16 protein-coding genes and 1 pseudogene are annotated in these 18,869 nt (G+C 64.9%); 10 read left to right on the top strand and 7 right to left on the bottom strand.

Features of this window, described 5'->3' with window-relative positions:
* The first annotated feature begins 30 nt into the window (after positions 1–30).
* Positions 31–1,290, top strand: a complete 1,260-nt coding sequence (locus tag ACOOE2_RS03295; RefSeq protein ID WP_420381597.1) for a c-type cytochrome — start codon at positions 31–33, stop codon at positions 1,288–1,290.
* On the top strand, positions 1,287–2,168 hold the full coding sequence (locus tag ACOOE2_RS03290; RefSeq protein ID WP_420381596.1) for a formate/nitrite transporter family protein: 882 nt from the start codon (positions 1,287–1,289) through the stop codon (positions 2,166–2,168). The genes ACOOE2_RS03295 and ACOOE2_RS03290 overlap by 4 nt, the downstream gene beginning before the upstream one ends.
* Positions 2,169–2,418: 250 nt before the next feature.
* Here ACOOE2_RS03290 and ctrA read toward each other — a convergent pair whose 3' ends face one another.
* The 4 genes from ctrA to lptB all read right to left on the bottom strand — a co-directional run bounded on the left by ctrA (position 2,419) and on the right by lptB (position 6,690).
* Complete coding sequence (gene ctrA / locus ACOOE2_RS03285) at positions 2,419–3,120, bottom strand: response regulator transcription factor CtrA (protein ID WP_420381595.1); 702 nt, start codon at positions 3,118–3,120, stop codon at positions 2,419–2,421.
* A 147-nt stretch (positions 3,121–3,267) separates the two neighbouring features.
* Positions 3,268–4,077, bottom strand: a complete 810-nt coding sequence (locus ACOOE2_RS03280; RefSeq protein ID WP_420381594.1) for a tetratricopeptide repeat protein — start codon at positions 4,075–4,077, stop codon at positions 3,268–3,270.
* A 69-nt stretch (positions 4,078–4,146) separates the two neighbouring features.
* Complete coding sequence (rpoN, locus tag ACOOE2_RS03275) at positions 4,147–5,694, bottom strand: RNA polymerase factor sigma-54 (RefSeq protein WP_420381593.1); 1,548 nt, start codon at positions 5,692–5,694, stop codon at positions 4,147–4,149.
* Positions 5,695–5,892: 198 nt separating this feature from the next.
* The gene (gene lptB / locus ACOOE2_RS03270; RefSeq protein WP_420384551.1) at positions 5,893–6,690 is read right to left on the bottom strand and encodes an LPS export ABC transporter ATP-binding protein; all 798 of its coding nucleotides are present in this window, start codon (positions 6,688–6,690) and stop codon (positions 5,893–5,895) included.
* A gap of 313 nt (positions 6,691–7,003) precedes the next feature.
* On the opposite strand from lptB, the gene ACOOE2_RS03265 reads away from it, so the two are divergent.
* Together ACOOE2_RS03265 and ACOOE2_RS03260 are read left to right on the top strand one after the other, a co-directional pair.
* Positions 7,004–7,312 carry a hypothetical protein gene (locus ACOOE2_RS03265; protein WP_420381592.1) on the top strand — a complete coding sequence of 103 codons (309 nt, stop codon included), beginning with the start codon at positions 7,004–7,006 and terminating at the stop codon, positions 7,310–7,312.
* Positions 7,313–7,422: 110 nt separating this feature from the next.
* Positions 7,423–8,769 (top strand): TldD/PmbA family protein, encoded by a 1,347-nt coding sequence (locus ACOOE2_RS03260; RefSeq protein WP_420381591.1) that lies wholly within the window; start codon positions 7,423–7,425, stop codon positions 8,767–8,769.
* A gap of 190 nt (positions 8,770–8,959) precedes the next feature.
* Here ACOOE2_RS03260 and ppa read toward each other — a convergent pair whose 3' ends face one another.
* The 3 genes from ppa to ACOOE2_RS03245 all read right to left on the bottom strand — a co-directional run bounded on the left by ppa (position 8,960) and on the right by ACOOE2_RS03245 (position 12,292).
* The gene (gene ppa / locus ACOOE2_RS03255; RefSeq protein ID WP_420381590.1) at positions 8,960–9,496 is read right to left on the bottom strand and encodes an inorganic diphosphatase; all 537 of its coding nucleotides are present in this window, start codon (positions 9,494–9,496) and stop codon (positions 8,960–8,962) included.
* Between the two features lie 100 nt (positions 9,497–9,596).
* Positions 9,597–10,298 (bottom strand): DUF1345 domain-containing protein, encoded by a 702-nt coding sequence (locus tag ACOOE2_RS03250; protein ID WP_420381589.1) that lies wholly within the window; start codon positions 10,296–10,298, stop codon positions 9,597–9,599.
* Positions 10,295–12,292, bottom strand: a complete 1,998-nt coding sequence (locus tag ACOOE2_RS03245; protein WP_420381588.1) for a M61 family metallopeptidase — start codon at positions 12,290–12,292, stop codon at positions 10,295–10,297. Before ACOOE2_RS03245 ends, ACOOE2_RS03250 begins: the two co-directional genes overlap by 4 nt.
* Positions 12,293–12,377: 85 nt before the next feature.
* On the opposite strand from ACOOE2_RS03245, the gene hisS reads away from it, so the two are divergent.
* From hisS to lnt, 6 genes and pseudogenes are all read left to right on the top strand, one after another.
* A complete protein-coding gene (gene hisS / locus ACOOE2_RS03240) occupies positions 12,378–13,622 on the top strand; it encodes a histidine--tRNA ligase (protein ID WP_420381587.1) in 1,245 nt (414 codons plus the stop codon).
* Positions 13,623–13,773: 151 nt separating this feature from the next.
* Positions 13,774–14,844 (top strand): peptide chain release factor 1, encoded by a 1,071-nt coding sequence (gene prfA / locus ACOOE2_RS03235; RefSeq protein ID WP_420381586.1) that lies wholly within the window; start codon positions 13,774–13,776, stop codon positions 14,842–14,844.
* Positions 14,841–15,689, top strand: a complete 849-nt coding sequence (prmC, locus tag ACOOE2_RS03230; RefSeq protein ID WP_420381585.1) for a peptide chain release factor N(5)-glutamine methyltransferase — start codon at positions 14,841–14,843, stop codon at positions 15,687–15,689. Before prfA ends, prmC begins: the two co-directional genes overlap by 4 nt.
* Positions 15,690–15,970: 281 nt before the next feature.
* A pseudogene (locus ACOOE2_RS03225) lies at positions 15,971–16,183 on the top strand (DUF4167 domain-containing protein); the annotation flags it as partial.
* Positions 16,184–16,696: 513 nt separating this feature from the next.
* On the top strand, positions 16,697–17,167 hold the full coding sequence (locus tag ACOOE2_RS03220) for a hypothetical protein (RefSeq protein WP_420384651.1): 471 nt from the start codon (positions 16,697–16,699) through the stop codon (positions 17,165–17,167).
* Between the two features lie 122 nt (positions 17,168–17,289).
* Complete coding sequence (gene lnt / locus ACOOE2_RS03215; RefSeq protein WP_420381584.1) at positions 17,290–18,852, top strand: apolipoprotein N-acyltransferase; 1,563 nt, start codon at positions 17,290–17,292, stop codon at positions 18,850–18,852.
* Positions 18,853–18,869: the final 17 nt, after the last annotated feature.

Here is an 18,869-nt window from a genome sequence, read left to right as displayed (position 1 = left end):
AAAGCCCGATCAAAGATTTTGAAGAGCGATATGTTCAGATCGATCTTCCCTTTCAGGCTAACCCAGTGGCTCGGACCGCTGCTTGTCGCGGCTTTGCTGGCAGCCATCGGCGCCATCGTCATCGTGACGAGCGGCATCGTCGATTTGTCGGCAGCAAAGCCCCATCCAGAGCTGTGGGCGCGGTTTTTGCATTACACGTTCACGCGTTCGACGGCATTTCATGCGGACGAACAGCCCCCGGCGGATCTTGATACGCCGGTGCGCGTTGCGGCGGGTGCAGGATATTATGGGCAAGTGTGCGCACGGTGCCACGGCGGCCCCGGTTTCGGTCAGAACCCCGTGGTCTTGTCGATGCATCCCAAGCCGCAGTATCTGGTAAACGATCTGCCCGTCGCAAAATTTACCGCGCCCGAACTGTTTCGTATCGTGAAGGCGGGCGTGAAATATAGCGCCATGCCGTCATGGCCGGCCGATCGGCGCGACGATGAAATCTGGCAGCTCGTCGCATTCCTGCGGGCCATGCCGACCATGTCGCCCGCAACCTTTCAGAACCTGGCCCTGGTGTCGCACGCGCAACCCAACGCGACAGCGCCGTTTGTCGATCCACCAACGCTTGCCCCGTATGCGCTGCGCAACGACAAAGAGCCGCCGCTGATCGCCAACAGTTATAAAACGCCTGTTTTCGGATTTTCGGGCCTTGCGCTCAGCGGTGACGTAACCGCGACCTGTGCGCGCTGTCATGGTGCCAATGGCGCGGGCGGCGGGGCGTTTCCCAATCTGACCTTGCAGAGCCGCAACTATCTCGCACGAACGCTCACCGCGTATGCCGCCGGCCGGCGTCGCAGCGGATTCATGCAAATGGTCGCGACAGAGCTTTCGCCGTCGCAGATCGATGCGCTCGCCGGCTATTATTCTTCGCTGCCACGGCGCTCGACCGAAGCGGCACCTGCAAACGGAGCAGCGGGCGATATGGCCACCGGCCAGAAACTCGCGTTGATCGGCCTGCCCTCCGCCGGCCTTGGTGCATGCGCAGGCTGCCACGGCGTTACCCGCGCGGCGGATAAAGCCTATCCCCTGATCGAAGGACAGGCGCAGTGGTACATTGCCAACCAGTTGCGCGTGTTCCGCGCTGGCGGCCGTGGCGGGATCGAGGGCGATCGCCCGAATGATCCGATGGTCGCCATCGCCAAAAAGCTGAACGATGCTGAGATTTCGTCGGTCGCTGCCTATTATGCCGCGCAGCCGCCAGCCCTCGTTCAAAGCTTTGCCGCGGTAGAGCAGAAGAAATGACCACGCACGCCGGCGCCGACAAACCGGATGATGAGGGCAAGGAGGCCGGCAGCAGCGACGACGAGCAGGATCTGGCCCCCGACCTGAGTCAGGCTGACCGCGAGACAGTCGAAAAGCGCAAGTCACCGCCGGCGCGCATCGTTCACGAGGTGATCCGTCAGCAAGGCATCGAAGAACTCGATCGGCCAGCCGCGTCTCTTGTCTGGTCGGGTGTGGCGGCCGGTGTGACGATCTGGCTGTCGCTGATTGCGCAGGCGGCACTGATGCTGAAGCTGCCCGATACGCCCTGGAAGCCGGTGATTGCCGCGCTCGGATACAGCGTCGGGTTCATCGTGACGATCCTGGGCCGCCTGCAATTGTTCACGGAAACCACGATCGTCGCGGTTCTGCCACTTGCCACCCATCTGAGTTGGCCAAACCTGGGCCGAACGCTGCGGCTGTGGGCATTGGTGTTCGGCGCAAACATGCTCGGAACGCTGGCGGTTGCGATTTTGATACCACATGTCAATCTGGTGACGCCCGAGCTGCTTGGCGCGATGATCGATGTGTCTTCGCATCTGAAAGAGCTGACCCCGGGCGATGCATTTGCGCGCGGTATTCCGGCAGGCTTCGTGCTGGCAACGATCGCCTGGCTGCTGCCAAACACCCGGGGGCAGGAAGTCTGGGTGGTGACGCTGCTGACTTATATCATCGCGCTCGCCAGCTTCAGCCATGTTATCGCCGGATCGGCCGAGGCGTGGCTGCTGATGATGACTGGCCATGCGACTTTTGCATTCGCAGCGTTCGGTTTTATTCTTCCCGCGCTTGTCGGCAACATCGTGGGAGGAACCGGCCTGTTCGCCGTCCTGGCCCATGCGCAGGTCCGATCGGAACTTTAGGATCGCCAGACGATGCCGGCGCACCGTGGGCGATGGCAAAGGCAGAAAGCCTGACCTCGCTTATGGATGTGTTCCCGCCGGATGCGAGATGACGTTCAGCATGAGACGCCATTTCGCCCAGCGCGAGGCTGTTGCCCGCCACTTTCTAAGATCACAAAAAAAGACCCGCCAAAAAGCGGGTCATTTTCCAGGGAGTTGGTCCATCCGGGCGCGTGCCAGCGGCCCGGATACACCCTTGTAAACGCACAAATCAGGCGGCGACGGTTTCCGAAATTTCTTCCGGATCACGCAGCACATAGCCCCGGCCCCAGACGGTTTCGATGTAATTGTCGCCGCTGCAGGCGTGGGACAGTTTCTTGCGCAGCTTGCAGATGAAAACGTCGATGATCTTTAGTTCGGGTTCGTCCATGCCGCCATACAGGTGGTTCAGGAACATTTCCTTGGTGAGCGTCGTGCCCTTGCGCAGCGACAGCAGTTCCAGCATCGCGTATTCCTTGCCGGTCAGGTGGACGCGGGCGCTGTCGACTTCGACGGTTTTCGCATCGAGGTTGACCGACAGCTTGCCCGTGCGGATGACCGATTGCGAATGGCCTTTCGAGCGGCGGACCACGGCGTGGATGCGCGCGATCAGCTCTTCGCGGTGGAACGGCTTGGTCACGTAATCGTCGGCGCCGAAGCCGAACGAGCGGACTTTGCTGTCCATTTCCGAAATGCCCGACAGGATCAGCACCGGCGTCTGCACTTTGGCGACGCGCAATTTCTTCAGGACATCGTAACCGTGCATATCGGGCAGGTTAAGATCGAGCAGGATGATATCGTAATCATACAGCTTGCCCAGATCCAGGCCTTCTTCACCCAGATCGGTGGAATAGATGTTGAACCCTTCTGCAGACAGCATGAGTTCGATTGCTTTGGCTGTAGTCGGCTCGTCCTCGATCAGCAGAACCCGCATGGATCAATCCCTTCTTGCCATAACCCCCGAATGACTTTTCCCGTCTTTCCGGGGGTCGCGCCATTCATTAACCATATGAGCTATGAACATGAAAGGTTAATTTTTGGTTGAGCGGCCTTGGGATTCCAGCATGTAGGCAAATGAAACTTAATGACTTGACGCCGCAGCCGCCGGTTCTCTCCCGGAGGAACCGGGGCGCGGCACATTCTCGACCGCGCGCATGCGGTCGCCCGCCGGCTCGGGCACGCTGACTTTGGCCGGGCCCGGCACGCTGGCGGGCAGCGCGCCATTGGCGGGAGCTGCAAACTGCGCCTCGGCCAGGCGTTTTTCCACCTTGATATGATGCCGCTGCGCGACGGTGCGGATGACCGCGCGGATGTCGCCGGCATAGGGCGCGTCGGCCGGCGTGTCCTTCAGCAGCGAAAACCACGCGTTGATCGCGCGGCGGTGTTGCCCGGCCAAGTCCCAGCCGACCGCACGGTAATAGCGCGCGCGGGCATCCTTGGGGTCGAGCTTGATCGCCTCGTCGAACGCCAGGCGCGCCTCGCGCGGCATGTGCCCTTCGGGATGATGCGCCTGCAACAGCGCCTCGCCCAGGAACGACAGCGTGCGCGCGCTGGTCGGGTCGAGCCGGGCGGACTGGCGCAAGGCATCGGCACTCTGCGTGTATTGTGCGCGCTGAAAATACGACCAGCCCAGCGTGCGCCAGGCATCGGCGTTGTCGGGGGTCTGCGCGACTTCGTTTTGCAGGTGGGTGATCGCGTCCTCGACTGTGGGCGCGGCGGTTTCGCGCGGCGCAGGGGCGGCGCGAAACACCGCCACCGGCATGCCCGACCGCGGGCGCTGGTTGTGATAGATGGCGAGGCCCGAGCCCACGATCGCCGCGATCACCGCGCCTGCCGTGCCGATGCGCAGCAACGCGGTGCGCCAGCCTACCCCTTGTTCGGTATCAACCATTGCCCGGAACCACCATGCATCGGCCATATGCTCCGGACCGCGCGAATGGCAAGCATGACCCCACTCGATTCATCGCACGCGGCCGATGCCATTCTGGTTACGGGCGGTCTGGTTGAGCGCTTTCTGGCGGCGGCGCTGGATCGAGCTGCCCAGGCCGATCGCCTCGCGATATTTGGCGACCGTGCGCCGCGCAAGGTCGAACCCCTTGTCGCGCAACAGATCGACCAGCGTATCGTCGGACAGGACCGCCTTGGCCTCTTCGGCATCGATCAGGCGGCGGATCGCGTCCTTGACGGCTTCGGCCGACACCGCGCCTTCGCCATCAGCCGAAGCCACGCCCGAGGTGAAGAAGAATTTCAGCTCGAACGTGCCGCGCGCGCAGGCCAGGTATTTGTTCGAGGTCACGCGGCTGATCGTCGATTCATGCAAGTTCACCGTTTCGGCGACCGTGCGCAGCGTCAGCGGGCGCAGATGCGACACGCCGTGGCGGAAGAACCCGTCCTGCTGCTTCACGATTTCGGCCGAGACTTTCAGAATCGTCTTTTGCCGCTGGTCGAGCGCTTTGAGCAGCCAGTTGGCATCGGCCAATTTTTCGCCAAGCCACGCGCGGGCATCCTTCGCCACGCAGCCTTTGCGCAGTTCGACATAATACGGCCGGTTGATGATCAGCCGGGGCAGCGTCGCCTGGTTGATCGCGATGTCCCAGCCGGGCGTCCCATCCTCCAGCAGCGCCTCTGCCACCAGCACATCGGGCACGACCGTTTCCGCCGCGCTGCCGCCAAACCGAAGCCCGGGCTTGGGATCATAACCGCGCAGCTCGTTGAGCATATCGGCGAAATCCTCGTCATCCACCGCACACATCTTCTTCAGCCGTGCGAGGTCGCCGCGCGCGATCAGGTCGAGATTGTCGAGCAGGCGCGCCATGCACGGGTCATAGCGATCCGCCTCACGCGCCTGCAATGCCAGGCATTCGCCCAGGTCGCGCGCGCCGACCCCGGTGGGATCGAGCGTGTGGACCAGTGCCAATGCGGCCGCCACCTGGTCCAGCGGCACGCCGAGCATCTCTGCCGCCTCGCGCAGCGGTTGCAGCAAGTAGCCTGCGTCATCGAGCTGATCGATCAGCCAGCGCGCGATAAACACCAGTTGCGGATCGCGCGATGTCGCGCCGATCTGCGCGTGCAGGTGTTCGGCCAAAGTGAGCGCGGCCGAAGCATGCGTATCGTATTCGGGCGCATCGGGATCGCCGCCGCTTCCGCCCGCGCTCCAGTCGCCATTGTCGGCCGCCGCTTGCGCCGCATCGCCGGTGTCGCGGTCGCGATCCAGCGTGGCCGGGTCGATGTCGAGCGGGCGATCCTCGGCGCCGCGCCCTTCGCCGACGAGTTGATCGATCGGCGAGGTTTCCAGCGACGTGCGGCGCAGGTCGGGGTCTTGGGCGGGTGCGGCTGCGTCGGCAGGCGCCTCGCCGATATCGAGCAGCGGATTGGCATCGAGCGCCTCGCCGATGAACGCTTCAACCTCGAGGTTGGACAAGGTCAGCAGCTTGATCGCCTGCTGCAATTGCGGCGTCATCACCAGCGACTGCGACTGGCGCAGGTCCAGCCTGGGACCTAGTCCCATGAGCGCCCCCGGAATATGTTTCCCCTCCGCGTCATCTCAGGGTGCCCCTGCCCACCTTACTATGTCATCCCCGCGCACGCGGGGGTCCGGCCGCACACATGTCGCACACTATCGCAACGCCAGCGCGCCTGGATTGCCGCGTTCGCGGTAATGACGAAGGGCGGTGGGGCGTGGCCATCTCGATATATCCAGTGCTCCTTACAGCGTGAAGCCCTCGCCCAGGTACAACCGGCGCACATTGGGATCGGCCACCAGCGCCTCGGGGCTGCCGGTAAACAGCACTTGTCCGCCATAGATGATGCAGGCGCGATCGACGATATCGAGCGTTTCGCGCACATTGTGATCGGTGATCAGCACGCCGATGCCGCGCCGGGTCAGGTCCTTGACCAGATTGCGGATGTCGCTGATCGACAGCGGATCGATGCCTGCAAACGGCTCGTCGAGCAGGATGATCGACGGCCGCGCCGCCAGCGCGCGCGCGATTTCGCAGCGCCGGCGTTCACCGCCCGACAGCGCCATCGCCGCGCTGGTGCGCAGCCGGGTCAGGCCGAATTCGTCGAGCAGGCGTTCGAGCTCGGCCCGGCGCAAGTCCTTGTCGGGCTCGATCAGCTCGAGCACCGTGGCGATGTTCTGTTCGACAGTCAGGCCGCGAAAGATCGAGGTTTCCTGCGGCAGATAGCCCAGCCCCAGGATCGCGCGCCGGTACATCGGCAGCTTCGTGATATCGACGCCGTCGAGCAGGATGCGCCCCGAATCGGGCCGCACCAGGCCCATTATCGAATAGAAACAGGTCGTCTTGCCCGCACCATTGGGGCCAAGCAGGCCGAGCACTTCGCCCTTGGCCACCGACAGCGAAATATCGCTGAGCACCGCGCGCTTGTCATAGGATTTGGCGATCGAGACCACTTCGAGCCCGCCATCGCGCGCAATCAGGTCAGCCTCGGCCCGGGTAGCCACAGGGTCCGGGGTAAAAACGGGAATCGCAGTGTCGTTCATGTGTCGCGCAACCATGCTGAGCACCGCCTTGACCTGCGGCACGCGTGCCATAGCCGCTGAATACGCGCTGGCAAAGCCCGCGAGGCGCGTCTGGCACGATTTGTGCGGCCATCCGTATTGGTACACGTGGACGAAGCGCGTGGTTAAGCACCTCTTGCAACGTCCCTCGCGCCATGATCTAGTGTTCGCCAGACCAGGGGGGCTTGCGATGGTCAAAACCTATAGTCCGTCAAGTGCCAGGATGCCGCCTGCAAAAACCAGCGCCAAAAACGGTAATGCAATTCCGTCGCGGCAGGTGAACTGGCGCAAACGGATGAGCGACACTGTCGCCCACGCCTTGCTCGTCTATACCGCTTTGCAGATTGTCGTGACGATGCATACGCTGTCGCAGAACACCGCGTCGATGCTGCCGCTGTTTGCACTTGTCGTGCTGGTTGCCGCGATCATCCCGCTGTTTCGGCGGTATGAGCGCAAATGGGAAAGCCTGGACGATCCGGCCGCGGCCGATCCGGCATGCGGCGCGCGGTTCCGCCGCGACCAGCTGGCGGTATGGTTGTTTGCGATAGGCCTGCCGTTTGCCGTGACCGGGGTGTTCAAGGCTGTTGTTGCCCTGCTGGGCTGACCATGGCCCCATGGGCGAACGCGTAAATCAAGCGCCGGGCGCCATTGAAGAACGCCGGCCTTGGCGCTAAGCGCAGACCTTTCCCCCATATCGACCGGACCCTTCCCCCAATGCTATCCCCCAACGACGCGAGCGAACGGTGCGAGGCGCTGTTGGCCCGTGCGAAACTGGCCGGCGCCGAGGCCGGCGATGCGGTTTATATGGCCAATGGCTCGCAAAGCGTCACGGTCCGGCTGGGCGCGCTGGAAGATGTCGAGCGCTCCGAATCCGAACACATCGGCCTGCGCGTGTTTGCCGGCGGTGGCTCGGCCTCGATCGGATCGACCGACCTTGGCGATGCGGCGCTCGATGAACTGGCGCAGCGCGCGGTCGCGATGGCGCGGCTGGCCCCGCCCGACCGCTTTGCCGGGCTTGCCGACGCCGAACTGCTGCTTCGCGATGCCGCGCCCGCGCTAGATCTGGATGACGGTGGCGAAGCCGAACCCCAGGCCTTGCGCGACATGGCCCACGCCGTCGAGGCGGCGGCCATGGCCGTCGCCGGCGTTACCAACAGCAACGGCGGCAGCGCCAGCAGCGGCCGATCGGTGTTTGCGCTGGCCACCAGCAACGGCTTCACCGGCGCCTATGCCGCCAGCAGCCACGGCTTTTCCGCCAGCGTCGTCGCCGGCGAAGGCAGCACGATGCAGCGCGATTACGCCTATCGCAGCGTGCGCCACGCCGCCGACCTGCCCGGTACCGACCTGATCGGGCGCGAAGCGGGCGAGCGCGCGGTTCGCCGGCTGAACCCCGGCAAGATGCGCAGCGGCGCCATGCCGGTGGTGTTCGATCCGCGCGTCGGCGCCTCGCTCGTCGGGCATCTGATCGGCGCGATCTCCGGCAGCTCGATCGCGCGCCGCTCCAGTTTCCTGCTCGACAAGGCCGGGGCGCAACTGTTCGACAGCGGCGTCACGATCCAGGAAAATCCGCACATCTTGCGCGGCTTGCGTTCGCGCCCGTTCGATGGCGAAGGCCTGCCCACGACCCCCCGCGCGCTGATCGACGCCGGCCGCCTGACCGGATGGCTGATGGATTGCGCCGCCGCACGGCAGCTTGATCTTGCCCCCACCGGCCACGCCGGGCGCGGCGGATCGGGCGCGCCGCATGTCAGCACGGCCAATATCGCATTAGCCAACGGGAGCGTCACCCCCACCGCGCTGATCGCCGACATCGCCGAGGGGGTGTATATCACCGAACTGATCGGCAGCGGCGTCAACGGCGTGACCGGCGATTACAGCCGGGGCGCATCGGGCTACCGCATAAGCAATGGCGTGATCGGCGAGGCGGTCGCGGAATTCGCAATCGCAGGCAACCTGATCGACATGTTCGCCGCGCTGGTGCCGGCGAACGACCTGGAACTGCTCAACGGCATCGACGTGCCGACGCTACGGATCGACGGGATGACTGTCGCGGGGGATTGATTGCCCGATAGCGGACCATCCTGTCACCACGCGTCACCCCGGACTCGATCCGGGGTCCCGCTGCTTTCTCGCGCTGACCAGTCGCAAAAGCGCTTCATGTCTGCGTCGGCGCAAACAGCTGGCGCCGAAAGAAAGCGGGATCCCGGCTCAAGGCCGGGATGACGTATGGCGTGGGGTGGGCGTTGCCCCCTTACTTCGGCTCGTTGTTGTAGCGTTCGATCGCTTCCAGAACGATCCGGCGCGCTTCGTCGGCGCCGCCCCAGGTGCCGACACGGACCCACTTGTCCTTTTCCAGATCCTTGTAATGCGTAAAGAAATGCTCGATCTGCGCGAACGTGATTTCAGGCAGGTCGTCCTTTTCCTTGATGTCCGAATAGTACGGAAACGTCTTGGTATCCGGCACGCAGACCAGCTTTTCATCGCCGCCATGTTCGTCTTCGAGATTGAGCACCGCGATCGGCCGCGCGCGCACGACCGAGCCGGGGACGAAGGGCGAGCGCGCGATCACCAGTGCATCGAGCGGATCGCCATCGGGCGACAGCGTATGCGGGACAAAGCCGTAGTTGGCGGGATAGCGCATTGGCGTGTGCAGGATACGATCGACAAACAGCGCGCCCGACGCCTTGTCGAATTCATATTTCACCGGCTCGCCGCCGACCGGCACTTCGATGACGACGTTCAGGCTTTCGGGAGGATTATCACCGGTCGGAATCAAGTCGATGCGCATGCTCTACCCTTGTGGCGTGGACCGTTGACAGGTCCGGTTGCGTGGTACGGCGCACGCTCTAGCCTGCCGGGTTGTGCATCGCAACATGCGTTGTCACGGATCAGGTGTTCCCGGCGCCGCCAATGGCGTTGATGGTGAACGCAATCACGCCGATGTTGTAGATAAACGCAGCGAACGTGTGCAGCATCGCGATATGGCGGATCGGCCGCCCGCTGATCCCGACATCGGCGGTCTGAAACGTCATGCCGAGCGTGAACGCGAAATAGGCGAAATCGAGATAATCGGGGTCTGTGTCGCCCGGAAACTCCAGCCCACCCGTATCCTTGCCCGCCACTTCACCCGCCGAGTAATATAGGTGCGCATAATGCAGCGCATACATCACGTTGGCGAACAGCCAGGTGAGCAGCAGCGTGGCGATCACCTTGACCAGCACGATCGGCCCGCCATGCGCCACATGCGGCACTTCGCCCGCGATCGCGGCCATGACCACCACCGACAGGGCCGAGGTGATGCACAACACCACCACGCGATTGGCATCGTTGCGCGCCGATTGGGCGCGGATCGACGCGGTATCGCGATGGGTCAGGAACAGCGGCACCACACTGACCAGAAATGCCAGCGCCGCCCCGTCGAAGCCAAGGTCGACCGCATCGGCGATGCCATGCCCCAGCCAGCGCCACGCGCCGACCCCCAGCGCGAACAGCGCCAGGAACATCAGGAAGCGCGGCGGCGCCAGCCATCCGCCAAGTTGCGCCAGATGCCGTTGCGGCCGAGCCTGCGCCGCCGGTTTACGCGTGGTCAATGTTTCGCCGTCGCGGGCTTTGTCGCAGAGGATTGGGCCCGGTGTGGATCGAGCAACAGGTCAAGCCCGCCCGGGCCCTTGATGCCGCCCGAACGCTCCAGCCAGGGATAGCGCAAACCGTCGCGCCAGGTGATGCTGACGGTTTCGAAATGGCTGTCGCGTTTGATCAGCAGGCTGATCGGCTTGTCGGTGCCTTTGGCGGCCGTAATCGCGGCCTTGATCGTATCGGCGCTGTAGGCATCGCCATTGACTGCGACCACCTGTGACGATGGCACGACGCCGGCCTTGAACGCGGCGCTGCCCCAGATCGTCGACATCACTTTGCCGTCGCTGTCGAGCACCATGCCCAGTGAATAGGCCAGGCTGAGCATTTTGGCCTCGGTCGCGCGGCCCGCATCATACGGGTTGGGCTTGTCTTTCCACACCAGATGATACCCGCCGCGTTCGATGCCGCCCACCGGCACCGGTTGCCCGGGGGTCTCGATCCGCGTCCTGAAGAACGTGTCCCAGTCATAAGGGTAGACCTGGTTCATCGTGGCGACGACATCGGCGCGAGTATAGGGCAGCACGCCCCAGTCGCCGTTGCGCATGCCGTAGAACGCCTTGGCAAAGTCATCGAGGCCGCGCGCCCCTGCGGTGCCGGCGCGGATGATCTGATCGGCCTCGAGCCAGACCAGCGCGCCTTCGGTATAATAATCCTCGTTGCGCGACATCGTGGCAAACGGCTTGGGCCGGCGCGCGGCAAAGATCGGGTCGGTCGTGGTGTCGACCACCGGCCGCCATTCGCGCCCTGCGGTTATGCCGAACGTCCCGGCATAGGCCGCCAGTTCGCCCAGGATCGTCTCTTTGGTCTGCACACCCGATCGCGCCGCGAGCACCAGGCCCCAGAACTGGGTCTGGCCTTCATAGACCCACAGCAGGTCGTCGATCATCGGCTGGCGATAGTCTGGCGTCCACAGCCGTGCCGGGCGGCGGTATTTGCCGTCCCACGAATGCGTGTATTCGTGCGGCACGACATTGCGATCCCAATCGGATGCCGCCCAATCGGTCCACGCCTTGGGCAGATATTCGCTTTCGTTGGAGCGGTGATGCTCCAGCCCGACGCCGCTCATCCGGTCGCTGAACGCCAGCAGGAAATCGTAATGATCGTAATGCCGCGCACCGAACAGCGTGTCGGCTTCCTTGACCAGGTTGCGATAAGTTTCGAGGTGTTCGGGCGCGATCACCAGGTCTTCGGGCTTGTCGGCCACGGTATCGAGCCAGACCTTGTTGCCGATTTCGAACCGGCGCGCATATTTGCCCGCAAAGATCGGCGAATCGACCAGCGTTTCGTAATCGGTGACGTCCCAGGTGTTCTTGTTGCCGCCCCCGGTTTCATGACCGTCCAGCGCGGTATAGGCGGTAAATCCGGCCGGGAACGTCACTGTCGGCTTGATCCTGATCTGCCGCACATAATGCCCGGCGGGATACAGCGTGAACTGGTCCCATTCCAGATTGACGATTTCGCGCGTGATCGTCACCCGGTCGCCGGGTTCGCCTTTCAGCGCGGGGGTGTGGATCATGTGCGCGGTCACTTCGCGCGCGCCCGCGGGCAGGTCCACCATGTAGGCATAGACGTCGACCGGATCGCGATGCCAGGTCAGCTCCTTTCCATCGGCAATGAAATGCACGCCGACCAGCTCGGCCGGCTTGCCCGCCGCGCTGTGATTGCCGGGAATCCATTCCGGGAGCAGCAGCGCGAGCTGCTTCGTGCCGGGCTCGACCGGAATTTTCTCGGTCACGCGCGTCGCGCCGGTTTCCAGATCCGTCGCATCGACATCGAGCGCGATCACGCCGGGATAGGCGACATCCCGCGCATCGGGCACGTTGATGGTGATCGGCACAGCGGCGGGAAAGCTGTTGGTGGCGGGCTGCACTTGCGCCTGTGCGGCGGATGACAGCAGGGCGGAGGCGTACAGCGCGGCGCTGCACAACAGGTGGGTCGGTTTGATCATGCGCCGATCATGCCGGGGCGACGGGAATCGCGCAACTCCCGCCCCTGCCTTTTCTTGTGCGCGCCCATCCGCTAAGCGCTGCGCGATGAACAAGCCGACCGACACCGCCAAAGCCACCACGCCGCAAGCCATTCGCGGCACCCAGGACATTTTTGGCGCAGAAGCCGAAGCGTTCGGCCATGTCGTTGAAACCTTTGAACGCGTGCGCCGCCTGTACCGGTTTCGCCGGATCGAGATGCCGGTGTTTGAAAAAACCACGGTGTTTTCGCGCTCGCTGGGCGAGACCACCGATGTCGTGTCGAAGGAAATGTATTCGTTCGACGATCGCGGCGGCGAATCGCTGACGCTGCGGCCCGAATTCACCGCCGGGATCGCGCGCGCCTACCTGACCAACGGCTGGCAGCAATATGCGCCGGTGCGGCTGGCCACGCACGGGCCGCTGTTCCGCTATGAGCGCCCGCAAAAAGGCCGCTATCGCCAGTTTCACCAGCTGGACGCCGAAGTGATCGGCGCCGGGGAACCCCAGGCAGACGTCGAATTGCTGTGCCTGGCCGATCAATTGCTGCGCGAACTGGGCATTGCCGATGGCGTGACGCTGCAGCTCAATACGCTGGGCGACGGGGCCAGCCGCGAGGCGTGGCGCAGCGCGCTGATCGCCTATTTCCGCGATCATGCCGCCGACCTTAGCGAAGACTCGCAGGACCGGCTCGAACGCAATCCGTTGCGCATTCTCGATTCGAAAGACCCGCGCGACAAGCCGTTTACCGCCGATGCGCCGCGTATCGACGATTTCCTGACCGGCGAAGCGCAGGATTTCTTCGGCCAGGTGACCGCCGGGCTGCACGCGGCCGGCGTCGCCTGGGTGCGCGCGCCCGCGCTGGTGCGCGGGCTCGATTACTACCGGCATACCGCGTTCGAATTCGTCACCGACCGGCTGGGCGCGCAAGGCACCGTGCTGGGCGGCGGGCGCTATGACGGGCTGATCGAGGCGCTGGGCGGGCCGCACACACCGGCAGTCGGCTGGGCGGCCGGGATCGAGCGCCTGGCGATGCTGGTCGGCACGAAGGACGAAGTGCCGGCCGATGTGGTGATTGCGGTCGAGGACGATGGTGCGCTCGATGCCGCCACCGCCGCTCTGGCCGCGCTGCGCCGCGCCGGATTGTCGGGCGAGATCGTCGCGACCGGATCGCCACGCAAACGCTATGACAAGGCGACGAAGATCCCGGCCAGGGTGCTGATCGGATTATCGCTGAGCGAGGATAGGCCCCAATGGCGCCTGCGCGGCGACGACACCGTACAAGCCCACGTAAAGATGATCCTGGGCGAATGAGCGCCAATCTTCTTGCCCCCCTCCCCTTCAGGGGAGGGGCTGGGGGTGGGGCCGCGCCCCACTCGCCAAAGCCGATGGGATCATCGCATGCCTGGGTTGTAGCCGAGAGGCCCCACCCCAACCCCTCCCCTGAAGGGGAGGGGCTCAGAAGGTGAGCATCGCCGACACCCGGCTCGAACAGATCGGCGCGCGGTTTGCCGAGCTCGAGGCGCGGCTTGCCTCGGGCACGCTTGAGGGCGATGCGTTCATCGCCGCCAGTCGCGACTATTCCGAACTCGAACCCGTTGCGCAGACCGCGCGCAACGTTCGCCTGCTGCGCGACGAACTGACCGCGCTCGCCGAATTCGCCGACGGCGATGCCGACATGCGCACGCTTGCCGAAGAGGAATCCGTGCGCCTGCGCGCCGAACTGGCGCAGGCCGAACTGGCGCTCGCCTTGGCGATGCTGCCGCGCGACACCGCCGATGCGCGGCCCGCAATGCTGGAAATCCGCGCCGGCACCGGCGGCGATGAGGCCGCGCTGTTCGCCGCCGACCTTTACCGCATGTACGAACGCTATGCTGCCGAACGCGGGTGGAAAGTCGAGCTGATCTCCGCCAATGTCAGCGATATCGGCGGGTTCAAGGAAGTGGTCGCGCACGTCGCGGGCCAGGGCGTGTTTGCGGCTCTGAAATACGAAAGCGGCGTGCACCGCGTGCAGCGCGTGCCGGTGACCGAAAGCGGCGGCCGCATCCATACGTCCGCTGCGACCGTGGCGATCCTGCCCGAACCCGACGAAGTCGATGTGACGATCGACGAGCGCGACCTGAAGATCGATATCTACCGCGCGTCGGGCGCGGGCGGACAGCATGTCAACACGACTGATTCGGCGGTGCGCCTGACTCACCTGCCCACCGGCATCGTGGTCATTCAGCAGGACGAGCGCAGCCAGCACAAGAACCGGGCCAAGGCGATGCAGGTGCTGCGCACGCGCGTCTATGACTTGCGCCGCGCTCAGGCGCAGGGCGCCGAGGCCGAGGCGCGCCGCGCGATGGTCGGATCGGGCGACCGGTCCGAACGCATCCGCACCTACAATTTTCCGCAAGGCCGCGTGACCGACCACCGTATCAACCTGACGCTGCACCGCCTGCCCGAAATCCTGGCCGGGACCGGGCTTGGCGAACTGATCGACGCCCTGATCGGCGAAGACCAGGCCAAGCGGCTGGCGGCGCTGGGCCAGTGAACGTCGCCCAGGCGCTGGTCGCCGCGACCCGGCGGCTGGGCCAGAGCAGCGATACCGCGCGGCTCGATGCCGAAGTGTTGCTGGCGCATGCGCTGGGCGTGACGCGCAGCGAGATGATCCTGCGCCATATGCAGGGGGCCGTTCCTGACGGGTACGATACGCTGATCGAGCGGCGCATGACCCACGAGCCCGTCGCCTATATCACCGGGCACCAGGAATTCTGGGGTCTCGACTTCATCGTCACGCGCGATGTCCTGATCCCGCGCGGCGATACCGAAACCCTGATCGCCGTGGCGATCGAGCGGCGGCGCCCGCCGTTGCGGATACTCGATCTGGGCACCGGGTCGGGCGCCTTGCTGCTCACCGCGCTGAGCCAGTGGCCGGGCGCGACCGGCGTCGGGATCGAGCGGTCGCACGGCGCGCTGGCGATTGCGCGGCGCAATGCCGACGCGCTGGGGTTATCGACGCGGGCCGAAATGATCGCGGGCGACTGGACACAAGACCATTGGGCCAGCGCCCTGGGCCGGTTCGATCTGGTGCTGGCCAATCCGCCCTATGTCGAAACCGGCGCGAGCCTCGATGCATCGGTTTTGGCACACGAACCGCATGCTGCGCTTTTTGCCGGCGCGCAGGGGCTCGATGATTATCGTGTTTTCGTTCCCGTACTTCGCGATCTGCTGGCTCCGGACGGCACCGCGCTGGTCGAGATCGGCTGGACCCAGGGCGAGGCGGTCATGGCGCTGGCCCGGGCCGCCGGAATGGCCGCGCGTGTCCATTGCGACTTGGCCCAAAGGCCGCGGGTTGTGGAAATCGACAGTGATAATGACATAATTCGCCCGATTTGACTGAATATTTCACTTGGCAAGCCGGTTCGGCCCTACTAATCAACGACCCAGACTTGGGGACGGATGATCGCTTCCCGCCCCGGTCTGCTCCACCATTTGACTTGTTGGCCGACACTCTGACGGCACACCACAGATGCTGGAATACCCACCTGCCACGTCGCAGTGTGGGCGCGGAGGCAAAGGCATGCGCTGCATCGGGGCTACGCACGTCCATCCGGCCTGAAAAACCGGACCACTCCTGAGGACTACTGGCCCTGGCGATCGCTGGCCCAAACAAGGACGTGCCTGAGTTGAACAACAATCGTGGTAGCAGCAGCAACAATAACAACAACAACCGCAGGCGTGGGCGTGGCAACAACAACCGCCCGCAAAACGGCGGTGGTGGTGGGCAGCAGGTCAACCGGATTGACAGCCGCGCACGGGGCAATGCGCCCCAGTTGCTCGAAAAATATCGCAAGATGGCGCAGGACGCGCACATGAACGGCGATCGCGTGCAGGCGGAATACTACCTGCAATTCGCCGATCATTATTTCCGCGTCACGGCCGATACCCGTGTCCGCATGGAAGAGCAGCGGCTGCGCCAGACCGGCGGCCAGCCCGGCGCGCCCAATGGTTCGGGATACGTCCAGGGCTATCAGAACGGTGGCGGCGTCAGCGGCGACCAGTGGCAGGACCAGGACGGCGAGGACGAAGCGCTGGAATTCGGCATGGATGCCAATTTCCCGACGTATGATCGCGCGCCGCGTGAAACGAATCGCGAACAGCCAAACCGCGAGCAGGGCCAGCGTGATCATAGCCAACGTGATCAGACCCAGCGTGATCAGGGCCAGCGCGAGCAGGCGCCCCGCGATCAGACCCAGCGTGAGCAGACCCAGCGCGACCAAAATCGCCGAGACGAACAGCCGCGCCGTGATGACCGCGAGGCCAATTATCAGCCGCGTGAGCAACAGCGCGACAATCGCCAGCGCACACCCGAACCGGTGGCCGAGGGCGCGCCTGCCGAAGGCATGCGTGCGGATGAAGGCGATCCGATTGCGCAAGGGGGCGAAAACCCGTTTGTCCGGGACGGCCGTGGCCCGCGCGGACCGCGCGGCCGCACCAACGATCGCCGCATCGGCCGGCGCGAAGACAACGATGCGCCGCGTCCAGACAGCTATCGCCAGGATGCACCGCGCACCGATACACCGCGCGCCGAGGCACCGCGCAACCAGGGCAATCCACGCCCCGAGCGCTCCGAACGGGTTGCCGAAGCGGCCCCGGCGTTCGATCCTTCGATCCTGCCGCCGGCAATCGGCATCCGCAACGACACCGTGATCGAAGCGCCTGCGCGCCCCGAGCGGACCCGGGTGACCAAGCCGGTTGCGGTGGCCGCGCCGGTTGTTGTGGTTGAGGCGCAAGACGCTCCAGCCGCGCCCAAAAAGCGCGGCCGCCCGCGCAAGAACCCGTTGCCCGAAGCTCAGGTCGACGCCGAAGGCTAACGCATGACCCCGCTTTCCTTGCCCCCCTCCCCGTCAGGGGAGGGGCCGGGGGTGGGGGCTCTCGGCATCATTCAGTCCAGGCGTCGGCGAGTGGGCTTTGCCCCCACCCCAACCCCTCCCCTATGACCATCCTTCCCCGCCTCCGCTGGCTCGCGCCGCTGTTGCTTGGCGCCTTGGCCGCGACCGGTTTCCAACCGTGGGGCCTGTGGCCCCTTACCCTGCTCGCGCTGGCGCTGCTGATCCCGCTCATCGCCGCAGCGCCGCGCGCGCGCGACGCTGCATGGATCGGGTGGCTGTTCGGCGTCGGGCACTTCACGCTGGGCAACACGTGGATCGCCACCGCGTTTACGTTCCAGGCGCAAATGCCCGCCTGGCTTGGCCACATCGCGGTTGTGTTGCTTGCGTTCTATCTGGCGGTCTATCCCGCACTGGCCATGACCGCGGCGTGGGCCTTGCGCCGCCGCACAGGCATGGTGCCGGCGCTGGCGGCATCGTGGGTCGTGGCCGAATGGCTGCGCAGCTGGGTGTTTACGGGGTTTCCGTGGAACCCGCTCGGGGTCGTTACGCTGGGCCCGTTCGATCGGCCGGGCCTGGCGCGAATCGCCGCATGGTGCGGCACGTATGCGCTGTCGGGTGTTGTCATCCTGCTGGCGGGCCTGTGGCTTTGGGCCTGGCAACGCGCGCGCGAACGCCGGTTTGCCGCCGCAATCCTTGCCGCACTTGTGCCGCCGGCACTGATGCTGCTGCCCATCGCCGGCATCCCGGGTGACAACACGCTTGCCTATACGCTGGTCCAGCCCGACCTGAACCAGAACGATATCAACAACGCCCGCCTGTTCGAGAGCCAGTTCCGCACGCTGGCCCGGCTATCGGGCCGCGTGCCGGCAGACGGAGCGGGCCCGCGGATCGTGCTGTGGCCAGAGGGCGGCGTGCCCGACTACCTGCGCCCCGGCTATGACCAAACATGGTATCAGCAGACCACCTTTGGCGGCGATCCGGCGCTGGCGCGCGAGCGCATGAGCGAAGTCGTGGGCCAGCAAAGCCTGCTGATGACCGGCGCCAGCGATCTGTCGCTGACCAGGCGTCAGGTCACCGGCGCGTACAACGTGATCACGCTGATCGACCCGCTCGGCACGATTCGCGGCGGTTATGCCAAGGCGCATCTGGTGCCCTATGGCGAATACCTGCCGATGCGCGCGTGGCTGACCCCGCTCGGGTTGTCGCGCCTGGTCGGGGGCGATCTCGATTTCATCGCCGGGCCCGGGCCGCGTACGATCCCTGTCCCGAATTGGGGCAGTCCCGGTTTTCAGATCTGTTACGAGATCGTCTTTTCCGGCCATGTCGTCGATCGCGCGCATCGCCCCGACTATATCGTCAATCCGTCGAACGACGGCTGGTTCGGCCCGATCGGCCCGCCGCAACATCTGGCGCAGGCACGGCTGCGCGCGATCGAGGAAGGCCTGCCAGTGCTGCGCTCGACCACCACCGGCATCAGCGCAGTGATCGATGCAGGCGGCGGCGTGCGCCAGTCGATTCCCTATTTGGCCACCGCGCGGATCGACGGGCGCGTGCCGCGGGCCCTGCCGCCGACGCTGTTTGCGCGTGGCGGAAATGCCCTGCCGCTTGCGTGGTGCATAGTTGTTCTTGTCACCGGACTGGTTGCAACGCGGCGCAAGGCTCGCTAAGGGACGTCACATAAAGA

It is taken from the genome of Novosphingobium sp. (assembly GCF_965214355.1).
Taxonomy (GTDB): domain Bacteria; phylum Pseudomonadota; class Alphaproteobacteria; order Sphingomonadales; family Sphingomonadaceae; genus Novosphingobium.
This window is presented reverse-complemented; position numbering and strand designations above follow the sequence as displayed.